This window comes from Bradyrhizobium sp. AUGA SZCCT0160 (assembly GCF_018130105.1).
GTDB lineage: Bacteria > Pseudomonadota > Alphaproteobacteria > Rhizobiales > Xanthobacteraceae > Bradyrhizobium.
In genome coordinates this window covers 115,955-128,261 of record NZ_JAFCMD010000019.1, presented here as the reverse complement: position 1 = coordinate 128,261, position 12,307 = coordinate 115,955, and the positions used below count along the sequence as shown (strand labels likewise).

Annotated in this window: 14 protein-coding genes; 7 read left to right on the top strand and 7 right to left on the bottom strand. The window is 64.4% G+C overall.

Features of this window, described 5'->3' with window-relative positions; translation table 11 throughout:
• Positions 1-37: 37 nt before the first annotated feature.
• Genes JQ558_RS26915 through JQ558_RS26900 form a run of 4 tightly spaced genes read right to left on the bottom strand, consistent with a single transcriptional unit; the run spans position 38 to position 3,868 of the window.
• Positions 38-787, bottom strand: a complete 750-nt coding sequence (locus JQ558_RS26915; RefSeq protein WP_212204599.1) for an ABC transporter ATP-binding protein — start codon at positions 785-787, stop codon at positions 38-40.
• Complete coding sequence (locus JQ558_RS26910; RefSeq protein WP_212274353.1) at positions 784-1,617, bottom strand: ABC transporter ATP-binding protein; 834 nt, start codon at positions 1,615-1,617, stop codon at positions 784-786. Before JQ558_RS26910 ends, JQ558_RS26915 begins: the two co-directional genes overlap by 4 nt.
• Positions 1,614-2,915, bottom strand: a complete 1,302-nt coding sequence (livM, locus tag JQ558_RS26905; protein WP_212205004.1) for a high-affinity branched-chain amino acid ABC transporter permease LivM — start codon at positions 2,913-2,915, stop codon at positions 1,614-1,616. Before livM ends, JQ558_RS26910 begins: the two co-directional genes overlap by 4 nt.
• 35 nt (positions 2,916-2,950) lie before the next feature.
• A complete protein-coding gene (locus tag JQ558_RS26900) occupies positions 2,951-3,868 on the bottom strand; it encodes an ABC transporter permease subunit (protein WP_057853065.1) in 918 nt (305 codons plus the stop codon).
• Between the two features lie 286 nt (positions 3,869-4,154).
• On the opposite strand from JQ558_RS26900, the gene JQ558_RS26895 reads away from it, so the two are divergent.
• A complete protein-coding gene (locus tag JQ558_RS26895; RefSeq protein WP_212204606.1) occupies positions 4,155-4,316 on the top strand; it encodes a hypothetical protein in 162 nt (53 codons plus the stop codon).
• Between the two features lie 278 nt (positions 4,317-4,594).
• Positions 4,595-5,104 carry a hypothetical protein gene (locus JQ558_RS26890; RefSeq protein WP_212295670.1) on the top strand — a complete coding sequence of 170 codons (510 nt, stop codon included), beginning with the start codon at positions 4,595-4,597 and terminating at the stop codon, positions 5,102-5,104.
• Here the strand turns inward: JQ558_RS26890 and JQ558_RS26885 are convergent.
• The 3 genes from JQ558_RS26885 to JQ558_RS26875 all read right to left on the bottom strand — a co-directional run bounded on the left by JQ558_RS26885 (position 5,084) and on the right by JQ558_RS26875 (position 7,805).
• A complete protein-coding gene (locus JQ558_RS26885; RefSeq protein WP_212295669.1) occupies positions 5,084-5,476 on the bottom strand; it encodes a carboxymuconolactone decarboxylase family protein in 393 nt (130 codons plus the stop codon). The genes JQ558_RS26890 and JQ558_RS26885 overlap by 21 nt on opposite strands.
• Positions 5,477-5,569: 93 nt before the next feature.
• Positions 5,570-6,352, bottom strand: a complete 783-nt coding sequence (gene pcaD / locus JQ558_RS26880; protein ID WP_212204613.1) for a 3-oxoadipate enol-lactonase — start codon at positions 6,350-6,352, stop codon at positions 5,570-5,572.
• 97 nt (positions 6,353-6,449) lie between these two features.
• Complete coding sequence (locus JQ558_RS26875; protein ID WP_212295668.1) at positions 6,450-7,805, bottom strand: 3-carboxy-cis,cis-muconate cycloisomerase; 1,356 nt, start codon at positions 7,803-7,805, stop codon at positions 6,450-6,452.
• Positions 7,806-8,015: 210 nt separating this feature from the next.
• Here JQ558_RS26875 and JQ558_RS26870 point away from each other — a divergent pair, with 210 nt between their 5' ends.
• From JQ558_RS26870 to JQ558_RS26850, 5 genes are all read left to right on the top strand, one after another.
• Positions 8,016-8,462, top strand: coding sequence for a carbon monoxide dehydrogenase subunit G (locus JQ558_RS26870; RefSeq protein WP_212204615.1), 447 nt, complete (start codon positions 8,016-8,018; stop codon positions 8,460-8,462).
• 210 nt (positions 8,463-8,672) lie between these two features.
• Positions 8,673-9,158: a (2Fe-2S)-binding protein gene (locus tag JQ558_RS26865; protein WP_212295667.1), complete on the top strand. Its 486-nt coding sequence runs from the start codon at positions 8,673-8,675 to the stop codon at positions 9,156-9,158.
• A 65-nt stretch (positions 9,159-9,223) separates the two neighbouring features.
• Complete coding sequence (locus tag JQ558_RS26860; protein ID WP_212274357.1) at positions 9,224-10,027, top strand: xanthine dehydrogenase family protein subunit M; 804 nt, start codon at positions 9,224-9,226, stop codon at positions 10,025-10,027.
• A gap of 37 nt (positions 10,028-10,064) precedes the next feature.
• On the top strand, positions 10,065-10,970 hold the full coding sequence (locus JQ558_RS26855; RefSeq protein ID WP_192734113.1) for a MoxR family ATPase: 906 nt from the start codon (positions 10,065-10,067) through the stop codon (positions 10,968-10,970).
• Positions 10,971-11,090: 120 nt separating this feature from the next.
• The gene (locus tag JQ558_RS26850) at positions 11,091-12,296 is read left to right on the top strand and encodes a VWA domain-containing protein (protein WP_212295666.1); all 1,206 of its coding nucleotides are present in this window, start codon (positions 11,091-11,093) and stop codon (positions 12,294-12,296) included.
• The last annotated feature ends 11 nt before the right edge of the window (positions 12,297-12,307 follow it).

The following is a 12,307-nucleotide window of genomic DNA, read 5'->3' as shown; positions in this document are numbered from 1 at the left end:
CCGCAGCGGCCGGATTTCGCCGCCGGCCTGGGCAACCCTAGCCCCGCCGGCCTCCCTCCAGATAGGCGGCGCGGATTTCGGGGCGCTGCAGCAATTCGCTGCCGGTGCCGGAGAGCGTGATCAGGCCGTTGACCATGACATAGCCACGATGGGCGAGTTTCAGCGCGTGATTGGCGTTTTGTTCGACGATCAGCACGGTCAGGCCGTCCTGCCGGTTCAGGGTCCGGATGGCGTCGAAAATCTGCCGCGCGATCAGGGGGGCGAGGCCGAGCGACGGCTCATCGAGCATCAGCAGGCGCGGCCGGCTCATCAGGGCTCGGCCGATCGCCAGCATCTGCTGCTCGCCGCCCGACAAGGTTCCGCCGCGCTGGGTCATGCGTTCCTTGAGCCGCGGGAACAGGTTGAAAATGCGCTCCAGGCCGCTGGCGCGGTCGGCCTCGCTGGAATTGGTTGCGTCGGCGCCCATTTGCAGGTTTTCCGCCACGCTCATGCGCGGGAAAATCCGGCGGCCTTCCGGGGACTGGGCGATGCGCAGCCGCGCGATCTCGTGCGTCGGCACGCCGGTGATGTCCTGGCCGTCATATTCAATCCGGCCGGCGCGGGCGCGGGGCCTGCCGAACACCGTCATCATCAAAGTCGATTTGCCGGCGCCGTTGGCGCCGATCAGGGCGACGATCTCGCCGGCGCCGACCTCGATATCGACGCCTTTCAGCGCCTCGATCTTGCCATAGGCCGCGCGCAAGCCGCGGATCGCGAGCAGGGGCGTTGTCGGGGACGATGCGGTCACGTTCCGCTCTCCATCACCGCGATGGCTTCCTCCTCGTCGGCGCCGAGATAGGCGGCGATCACCCTGGGGTCGTCGCGGACGTGTTGCGGCGTGCCCTCGGCGATCTTGACGCCGTAGTCCATCACGACGACGTGGTCGGAGATTTCCATCACCACCGACATGTCGTGCTCGATCAGGAGGATCGAGGTGCCCTGATTCGCGCGGATAGCGAGCAGCAGCTCGCTCAGGCTTGCGCTCTCCCGCGCGTTCAGCCCGGCGGCCGGCTCGTCGAGGCAGAGCAGCGCCGGTTCAGTGCACATCGCGCGCGCGATTTCGAGGCGGCGCTGATCGCCGTAGGGCAGGTTGCCGGCGGCATCGTCGGCGCGGTCGAGCAGGCCAATGCGCTCCAGCCACGTTCGCGCCAGATCGATCGCCGCTTTCTCCGCGACGCGCCACGACGGCGCGCCGATCAGTCCGAGCAGGGTGAGGCCGGAGGCGCGCATGAGCGCATTGTGCTGTGCCACCATCAAATTCTCCAGCGCCGTCATGCCGGGAAAGAGCCGGATGTTCTGGAAGGTGCGCGCGACTTTCGCCTGCTTGGAAATCCGGAAATCGTTCAGCCGCTCGAGCTGGATGTTGCGGCCGTCATCATGCGCCAGCCGCATGCTGCCGCTGGTCGGCTTGTAGAAGCCGGTGATGCAGTTGAAGACGGTGGTCTTGCCGGCGCCGTTCGGTCCGATCAGCGCCGTGATCTTGCGCCGTTCGGCGCCGAAGGAGAGGTCGTTGACCGCGACGATGCCGCCGAAGCGCATCGACAAATGATCGACGGAAAGGATGTGGTCGGCGCTCATCCGTGCCCCTCCTTGACGAGGTCGGACGAGATCGCCTGGTTGCGTTCCAGGAACACGGTCGGCGCACGGTGACCGATCAGACCGCGCGGGCGCCAGATCATCAACAACACCATCGCCATGCCGAACACCAGCATGCGATACTGGTCGAGCCCGCGGAACAGTTCGAAGCCGCCGATCATGGCAAGCGCCGCCAGCGCCACGCCCAGCTGCGAGCCCATGCCGCCCAGCACCACGATCGCCAGCACCAGCGCCGATTCATGGAAGGTGAAGGATTCCGGGCTGATGAAGCCTTGTCTGGTCGCGAAGAACGCGCCGGCGAGCCCGCCGAACATCGCACCGGTCGCAAACGCCGTCAGTTTTGTGGTTGTGGTGTTGATGCCGAGCGCGCGGCAGGCGACTTCGTCCTCGCGCAGGGCTTCCCAGGCGCGGCCGATCGGCAGGCGGCGCAGCCGGATCGTCACCCAGTTGGTGAGCAGCGCCAGCGCCAGGATCAAATAGAACAGAAACACGATGCGGTGGGTCGGCGAGAATTCGATGCGGAGCATGGCCGCGAGCCCGTCGTCGCCGGGCGAGAGCGGAATGCCGAACATGGTCGGCCGGGGAATGCCGGTGACGCCGTTCGGACCGCCGGTTACGCTTTGCCAGTTGAGCAGGACGAGGCGGATGATCTCGCCGAAGGCGAGGGTGACGATGGCGAGATAGTCGCCGCGCAGTCGCAGCACGGGAAAGCCGAGCAGCACACCCCAGAAGGCGGCGAGGATGCCGGCCAGCGGCAGACAGATCCAGAACGACAGCCCGAAATTGGTCGCCAGCAGCGCGTAGGAATAGGCGCCCACCGCATAGAACGCGACATAGCCGAGGTCGAGCAGGCCGGCGAGGCCGACCACGACGTTCAGCCCCCATCCCAACATCACATAGGTCAGCACCAGGATGCCGAGATCCAGAATGTAGCGCTCATTGTAGAAGATCACCGGCACCAGAAAGGTGAAGATCAAGAGCACCGGCGCGACGAGGCGAGCCCCGAGCGAGAGCGCCGATGTCACCTGTGGCGGCACGACGCGCACGGTGCCGACCGGTCCCCACCATTGCCGCAGCAACTCGACGACGATGCTGCCGCCGAACACGGTTGCGACCATCATGGCGAGGTCGCCGAAGCGGGTCCAGTAGGTCAGTTGGCCGTCTGATCCTGCTTCGGTGCGCACGCCGATCATCAGCGAGAACAGCACCAATGCTACCAGCGCGCTGATCAGGGCCTTCTTGAAGATGAAGGCGACGCCCGGTGCGCGTGAGGTTTGCATGGCGGCGGCGGGGTTTGCGCTCACGCGGCGGCCCGTCAGACTTTTTCGACTTCAGGCCGGCCGAGCAGGCCGGTCGGAAGGAAGATCAGGACGACGATCAGGATCGAGAACGCCGCGACGTCCTTGTATTCGACCGAGAAGTAGGCCGACCATAGCGTCTCGATCAGCCCGATCAGCAGTCCGCCCAGCATCGCGCCGGGCAGCGAGCCGATGCCGCCGAGCACGGCGGCGGTGAACGCCTTGATGCCGGCGACGAAGCCCATGAAGAAATCGACCAGGCCGTAATAGAGCAGGTACATCATGCCGGCGACCGCGGCGAGCGCCGCGCCGATCACGAAGGTCATGGAGATGGTGCGGTCGACGTCGACGCCGAGCAGCGAGGCCATGGTCTGGTCCTGCTCGCAGGCGCGCATGTCGCGGCCGAGCCGCGTGCTCGATACCAGCCAGGTGAACAGCGCGAGCAAGACGACGGTCGTGATCACGACGATGATCTGGATGTTGGACAATTGCACCACGAAGCCGCCGGCGCCCTCATGCAGCGTGTAGCCGCCGGTGATGATCGGCGGCACCGGTTTGACACGCGCGCCCTGCGCGACTTGGGAATAATTGGTCAGCACGAATGACATACCGATGGCTGACAGCATCGGGGCGAGGCGGAACGAATGCCGCAGCGGCCGGTAGGCGATGCGCTCCACCGTCCAGCCATACAGCGCGGTGATCGCCATCGATACCAACAGCACGACCAGCAGGATCAGGGGGATCGCGGTCAGGCCGAACGAAACCAGGATCAAGAACGTGATCAGGGCAATGAAGCCGCCGATCATGAAAATATCGCCATGGGCGAAATTGATCATGCCGACAATGCCATAGACCATGGTGTAGCCGATGGCGATCAGGCCGTAGATCGAGCCGAGCACGAGGCCGTTGATCAGTTGCTGGGCGAAATAATCCATGCGCTGCCGTATCTAGAGGTCAACGCGCCGAGGCCACCGGCAGCCTTGATCGATGCGTCGTATCGTTTTCTTACAGTTTGGAACCGGGGGCGGCAACAGTGGCGGCTGCGGCTTAAAGGGCTTGTACAGAGCTAGTTTTGAACTGCCGGTTCCCAGGGAGTTCCTTGGGTCACAATGCCAACACGGCTTTGCCGCGCAATCATCCCGCCGGAACCGGTGTTCCCTGGCAACCAAACTCGCGACTTTCTCGTTGACTACGACCACGTTCAACGAGGGAGATTCCCATATGAACAACCCGACCCAAAAGCCGGGCCAGCAGAACCAGAACCCGGGTCAGAAGCCCGGCCAGCAGCAGCAGGGCGGTGGTCAAAAGCCCGGTCAGCAGCAGCAGGATCCGAGCCGCCGTCAGGGCGAGCGACCCGGCGAGATGCCGGATCAGGACCGCTAGTTCGAAAGTAAGGAAAGTAAGGAAGGCCCCGCCCAGGCGGGGCTTTTCTTTGGCCGGCCCTGTTGTCTACTCGTCACCCCCGGGCTTGACCCGGGCGTCCATCATTTTTTGAAGAGCGATGGATTGCCGGGTCAAGCCCGGCAATAACAGGTGTACTCCGGGCCGGCCGCCGGCCAATTAAGGTAAACAAAGGGTTTAAATTGCCGCTCGCCGTTTAAGGGAGTTACGTCGCCGTCAGCCCGCCGCCTCGAAGCGCGGCGGGACCAACGGGAAGCGACATGGCCAAACACTGGCGGCTCAGTTCACTCAGCGGCGTGCTGCTGGCGGCGTATTTCATTCCGGCCTGGACCCTGATCGCGTTCAAGATCATGGTTTCGCCGATCCACGGCCTCTACGACCGGCCCAACATTTCGCTCGCTTTGTTCGTCAGCGATCATCTGCAACTGGCGGGCGCGGCGACCGTGCGTTTCGCCTGGCTGTTGGCGCTGGGGCGGATGACGGTCGTGGCGTTCTTTGCGGTCTTCCTGGTGTTCGTGACCCGCGCTGCGATCCGCAAGAGTGGCGGCTGCAATGAGGCGCTCGGCATGGCGCTGGCGATCGGCAGCGTTATCAGCTTTGCGGGCGTGCTGATGGCGTCGCAGGCCGGTGAGACCGCCGCCCTTCGGATGCATGCGGCCGAACTGTTGATGATGCTCGGCACCGTGATCGTGATGCTGGTCGAGGCGCCGGCGCAGAAGCCGGCGGAGACGAGCGCTACCGCGGGCGAGCTATCCCTTCAGCAGACCTAGTTCGGCGACGATCCCTGCGGCTTCCTTGACGGCGTGGTTGGCCGCGGGCACGCCGCAATAGATCGCCTGCTGCAGGATGATCTCCTTGATATCGTCAGGCGTGAAGCCGCCTTCGGCGAGGGCCGCGCGCACATGCAGGCGGAATTCATCCCACTGCCCGAGCGCGACCATCGTGCCGATCACCAGCACGCGGCGGGTGCGATGGTCGAAATGCGGCCGGGTCCAGATATCGCCCCAGGCATAGCGGGTGATCAGGTCCTGGAAATCGCTGTTGAACGCATTGCGGTTCTTGATCGATTTGTCGACCCATTCATTGCCGAGCACTTTTCGGCGCTGGGTCATGCCATTCTCGCGGCGCTTGTCGTCGTCCATTGCTGTCTCCTTCCGTCCTGCGAGCGCAGCGAAGCAATCCATCGTGCAACCAAGGAAGTATGGATTGCTTCGCTGCGCTCGCGATGACGATCGTTAGCGTTGCGTCAGGAAGCCGACCACCGCGTCGGTGAAGGCGTGCGGCTGCTCGACATTGGAAATATGCGCGGCGTCCAAAATCGTCATGCTGGCGCCGGGAATCTGGCTGCGGATGAATTCACCCGCCGCAACCGGCGTTGACATGTCGTGGCGTCCGGCAATCACCAGGGTCGGGCTCTTGATCTTCGGCAGCATCTCGCGGTTATCCAGCGTCGACAGCGCCTCGCAGCAGGCGAGGTAGCCCTCGACCGGGGTCGACAGCATCATCGCCTTCATGTTGGCGGTGATCTGCGGCTCGCGCTCGCGAAAATCCGCCGTCAGCCAGCCGCCGATCACGGTGTCGGCGACCGCGGCGATGCCGCCTTCCTTCACCGCCTTGATGCGGTTGTGCCAGTTGGTCGGGTCGGGATAGTGGCAGGCGGTATTGGCGAGGATGAGTTTGCCGAATCTCTCCGGCGCATTGGCGCCCAGCCATTGCCCGACCATGCCGCCCATCGACAGCCCGCACCAATGCGTCTTGGCAATATTCAGATCGTCGAGGATCGCCAGCACGTCGCGGCCGAACCGCTCCATCGAATAGGGCCCGGGCGGCACGCTGGATTTGCCGTGGCCGCGCCGGTCGTAACGGATGACGCGAAACACCTCCGTCAGCGCCTTCATCTGCGGCTCCCACATCTGCATGGTCGAGCCCAGCGAATTCGACAGCATCAGCGTCGGCCCGCCGTCGCGGCCTTCGACGGAAACGTTGAGCAGGCAGCCGTCGGCGTCGATCATCGGCATGGTGTTTTCCCTCGTCATGCGCGGGCTCGACCCGCGCATCCATCAAAAAGATTCTATTCAAGAAGATGGATTGCCGGGTCAAGCCCGGCAATGACATCTATTGAATGTCCAGTGAAGCGAGCAGGCGGTCGATCAGGGCTTGCGAGTCGCCCTGATAGGCCATCGGCTCGAACAGTTTTGCGATTGTGTCCGTGCTGAGCTGCGCGGTGACATTTGAGTCCGCGCCAATTACGTCGCGCAGATGCTTCTTTTCGGCGACCGCTTTCTTGCTGGCCGCCTCGATCAGATGATGTGCGTCGCTCTTGCCGATTTTCTCGGCCAGCGCGAACGTCACCGCTTCGGCCATGATCAGCCCATCGGTGGCGTCGAGATTGGCGCGCATCCTGACGGCATCGACTTCCAGCCCCTCGGCGATGTCGACGATGGCTGCAAGGGCTCCCGAGGTGACCAGCAGCAAGGTCGGCAGGGTCGGCCATTCCGCGTGCCAGGGCCCGGCGCTGCGCTCGTGGTCCTGCACCTGGGCGGCAAAAATCGTCGCCGCCAGATTAGGCGCCATGGTGGCGGCGGCGAGCGCGGTCGCGGCCGCCACGGGGTTGCGCTTGTGCGGCATGGTGGAGGAGCCGCCGCGGCCTTCGCCTGACGCCTCAAAGGCTTCGCCGACGTCGGTCTGCATCATCAAGGACACATCGCGGGCGATTTTGCCGCAAGTGCCGGCGAGAATGGCGAGCACGGATGCGGCCTCCGCGATACGGTCGCGGTGGGTGTGCCAGGGCGCCTCGGGCAGCGGCAGTTTCAATTCCTGCGCCAGCTTTTCGGCGACCAGCAATCCCCGGTCGCCGAGCGCGGCGAGCGTGCCGGCGGCGCCGCCGAACTGCAGCGCCAGCGTCTCGCTGCGCAATCGCCGCAGCCGCTTCTCCGAGCGGTGCAGGGCCGCGGCATATTCGGCGAGCTTGAGCCCGAACGGCATCGGCAGCGCATGCTGCAGCCAGGTGCGGCCGACCATGGCGGTGTTGCGGTGCTGGCGCGCCAGTTTGGCAAAGCCCGCGATGGCGCGGGCGGTGTCCGCGAGCAGTGCATCGATGCCGGCGCGCAGGCCGAGCATGGCGCCGGTATCGATCACGTCCTGGCTGGTCGCACCCCAATGCACGTAGCGCGCGGCGTCGGCGTCCAGCTTCGCCACATCAGCCGTCAGCGCCTTGACCAGCGGGATCGCGAGATTGCCCGACCGCGTCGCCGCCTCGGCCAATGCCGCAAGGTCGAATGATTCGGCTTTGCAGGCGCTCGTGATCGGGCCCGCCGCTTGGCTCGGAATAACGCCGATCGCGGCTTCGGCGCGGGCCAGCGCGGCCTCGAAATCCAGCATGTTCTGCAGGCATGCGGCATCGTCGCACACCGCGCGCATCGCGGCGCTCGACAGCATCGGGGCAAGCAGTGGGGACAGGGATGTGCTCATCTGTGCGGACCTAACCATCCCAAGTTGGCGTTGCCAACCCGGTTGGCGGTATCCCGGTCACAACACCGGCCGCCAAAATTTGCGGCATTGCGGCGATCCCTGTTTGGCTTTGCGAATATGCATCGCTCGTCGTCCCAGGGCGGCCTTTCCTTCTGCGCGGCCGTGCATTACTTGGGAGAACAGTTTTGAAGCGTTACAGGAGACACCACCATGGCCATGACGATGAACGGCGAAGTCCAGCTTGCGGCGTCGCGCGAGGCCGTGTGGGCCAAATTGAACGATCCGGAAGTGCTGAAGGTCTGCATCCCCGGCTGCGAGGAGCTGGAAAAGACCGACGAGCATGGCTTCCGCGCCACCGCGAAAATGAAGGTCGGGCCAGTCTCCGCCCGCTTCAAGGGCAAGGTCACGCTGAGCGATCTCGACCCGCCCAACGGCTACAAGATCTCGGGCGAGGGCGAGGGTGGCGTGGCCGGTTTCGCCAAGGGCGGCGCCACGGTGGCGCTGGCCGAAAAGGATGGCGGCACCTTGCTGAGCTATAATGTCGAGGCCCAGATCGGCGGCAAGCTGGCCCAGCTCGGACAGCGCCTGATCAATGGTTCGGCCAAGAAACTGGCCGACGAATTCTTCGCCAATTTCGCCAAGGCGGTGCAAGGCTGAGGCTTGGCAGCCTCCTGGCCCCGTCCAAGATTCCCGCCTCAAGTCCAGCCCGAATATCCCGTCAAGAGTCCCGCTAAGCCGCATCTGGCCATGCCGGAAGTGAGTGACTGCCAAGGTTGCTCATTGCCGGGATGGCCCATATTATGGCCTTGGAACGATTTTAAACGCCTGCGCAGCCGATATGCGGCAGTGCAGCTCAAGAGAGTGCTGATGGCCAAGATTTCCCTGATCGTGAACGGCAATCCCGTAAACGCCAATGTCGACCCCCGTACCCTCCTGGTCCAGTTTCTCCGCGAAAACCTGCGGCTGACGGGCACCCATGTCGGCTGCGATACCTCGCAGTGCGGCGCCTGCGTCGTCCATCTCGACGGCAAGGCGGTCAAAGCCTGCACCACGCTGGCGGTCATGGCCGACGGCCATGAAGTGCGGACCATCGAGGGCCTGGCCGCCGACGGCGCGCCGCTGCATCCGATGCAGGAAGCCTTCCGCGAGCACCACGGGCTGCAATGCGGCTTCTGCACCCCCGGCATGATCATGACCGCGGTCGATTTGGTGCACCGCAAGGGCAACGACCTTTCGGACCACGTCATTCGCGAAGAGCTCGAAGGCAATCTGTGCCGCTGCACCGGCTATCAGAACATCGTGACCTCGATCGCCGCCGGCGCCAAGGCGATGGCCAAATCCGACCTTGCTTAAATCCGACCTGGCTTAAGTCCGCCTCGCATCATCGAATTCATCGCGACCGCGATCAGGAAGTCCTCATGTACGAATTCAAATATCATCGCCCCGCGACCGTGCGTCAGGCCGCCAATCTCCTGGTGAAGAACGAAGACGCCAAGGTGATCGCCGGCGGCCACACGCTGGTGCCGGTCATGAAGCAGCGGCTCGCGAGCCCGCCGCATCTGGTCGATCTCTCCCATATCGATGGCCTCGACGGCATCGAGATGAAGGGCCGTTCGCTGGTGATCGGCGCCACCGCCAGGCACGCCGCGGTCGCGACATCGGCCGTCGTCGGCGAAGCCATTCCGGCGCTGGCCGAACTCGCCGGCATGATCGGCGATCCTGCGGTGCGCCACAAAGGCACCATCGGCGGTTCGCTCGCCAACAACGATCCGACCGCGGATTATCCCGCCGCGGTGCTGGCGCTCGGCGCCACCATCGTCACCAACAAGCGCCGGCTGAAGGCCGAAGAATTCTTCCAGGGCCTGTTCACGACGGCGCTCGAGAGCGACGAGATCATCACCAAGGTGATGTTCCCGGTGCCGAAGAAGGCGGCCTATATCAAATTCCGCAACCAGGCCTCGCGCTACGCGTTGGTCGGTGTGTTCGTCGCCAAGCGTCCGTCGGATGTCCGCGTCGCCGTCACCGGTGCCGGTTCGGACGGCGTATTCCGCGCCGAACCGTTCGAAGAGGCGTTGAAGAAGCGCTTCTCGCACAAGGTGCTCGATGGCGTTTCCGTTCCGGCCGAAGGGCTGAACAGCGACCTGCACGGCAGCGCCGAGTATCGCGCGCATCTGATCGGCGTACTGACGCGCCGCGCCGTCGAAGCCGCGACGGCGAAGTAAGTTTGCCGTTTCCCGGCTCAGCAAGATTGGCTTTGTCATGAGTGCATCGGCGCTACCGAAATCCGTCGATGCGATGCAGGAGTTGCTGACCTCGCGCGGCTATCTCGCCGAGCGGTCGCTGGCGACGGTGACCTATCTGTCGCTGCGGATGGGCCGACCGCTGTTCCTCGAAGGCGAGGCCGGCGTCGGCAAGACCGAAATCGCAAAGGTGCTGTCGGCCGCCCTTGGCCGCAAGCTGATCCGTCTGCAGTGCTACGAAGGCCTCGACGTTGCCTCCGCGGTCTACGAGTGGAACAGCGCAGCGCAGATGATCGCGATCCGGCTCGCGGAAGCCGGCGGCGACACTGACCGCGACCAGCTTTCCAGCGATATTTTCGCCGAGCGCTTCCTGATCAAGCGGCCGCTGCTGCAGGCGCTGGAGCCCGATGTGGCCGGCGCGCCGGTGTTGTTGATCGACGAACTCGACCGCGCCGACGAGGCGTTCGAGGCGTACCTTCTGGAAATCCTCTCGGACTTCCAGGTGACGATTCCCGAATTCGGCACCGTGAAGGCGCCGCAAGCGCCGATCGTGATCATCACCTCGAACCGCACCCGCGAAATCCACGACGCGCTGAAGCGCCGCTGCCTCTATCATTGGGTGGATTATCCCAATGCCGAGCGCGAGCTGGCGATCGTCAAATCGCGCGTGCCGGATATCTCCGCAAAGCTCTCGCAGCAGGTGGTGCGCTTCGTGCAGGCGCTGCGCGATCAGGATTTCTACAAGTCGCCCGGCGTCGCCGAGACCATCGACTGGGCCACCGCGCTGACCGAACTCGACGCCCGCTCGCTGACGCCGCAAGTCGTCGGCGACACGCTGGGCGCGCTCCTGAAATACCAGGACGACATCGCGCGGATGCAGGGCGACACGCTGCAAAAGGTTTTGAAGGAAGCGACGAGCGACTAGCCGTCATTCCGGGGCACGCAAAGCGTGAACCCGCAATCCATTCGTCAGCACGCACGCTGCTCAATGGATTCCGGGCTCGCGCCAAGGGCACGCCCCGGAATGACGATAGAGATTGGTTCCATGACAACCATCGATCACCTCAATCCGCCCACCGGCCAAATGGCCGACAACGTTATCGGCTTTGCCCGCGCGCTGCGCGCTGCCGGGATTCCGGTCGGGCCGGGTGCGGTCATCGATGCGCTCAACGCGCTGCAGGTGATCGAGATCGGCAATCGCGCCGATGTCTACGCCACGCTGGAAGCGATCTTCGTCAAGCGTCACGAGCATGCGCTGATTTTCAAGCAGGCCTTCGACCTGTTCTTCCGCGCCGCCGAAGAGTGGAAGTCGATGCTGGATTCGGTGCCGCTGCCGGACCACGCCAAGAAAAAACCGCCGCCGGCCTCGCGGCGTGTGCAGGAGGCTTTGGCGCAACCCTCGATGCGCGAGGAGGCCCCGCAGGCCCAGGAGCAGGAGCTGCGGCTCTCCGTCTCCGACAAGGAGATCCTGCAGAAGAAAGATTTTGCGCAGATGAGCGCGGCCGAGATCGCCGAAGTGACGCGCGCGATTGCGGACATGCGATTGCCGCAAGCCGAGCTGCGCACCCGCCGCTATCAGCCGGACGCGCGCGGGCTCAAGCTCGACATGCGCCGGACGCTGCGCGGCTCGTTGCGCACCGGCGGCGAGATCATCGACATCCGAAAGCTCGGGCGGATCGACAAGCCGGCGCCGATCGTGGCGCTGCTCGATATCTCCGGGTCGATGAGCGAATATACCCGCCTGTTCCTGCATTTCCTCCATGCCATCACGGATGCGCGCAAGCGCGTCTCGGTGTTCCTGTTCGGCACCCGCCTGACCAATGTGACGCGCAGCTTACGGGCACGCGATCCCGACGAGGCGCTGGCGCGCTGCTCGTCCTCGGTCGAGGACTGGGCCGGCGGCACCCGCATTGCCACCTCGCTGCACTCGTTCAACAAATTGTGGGGTCGCCGCGTGCTCGGGCAGGGCGCCATCGTGCTCTTGATCTCGGACGGGCTGGAGCGCGAGGCCGACGACAAGCTGGCGTTCGAGATGGACCGGCTGCATAGATCTTGCCGCCGCCTGATCTGGCTCAATCCGCTATTGCGCTATGGCGGGTTCGAGGCCAAGGCGCAGGGCATCAAAATGATGCTGCCGCACGTTGACGAATTCCGCCCGGTGCATAATTTGAGTTCAATGGAAGGGCTGATCGAGGCGCTTTCGGCGCCGCCTCCGCCCCATCATCGCAGCGTGATCCGATCAGCAGCTTGAAACGAGGCCCG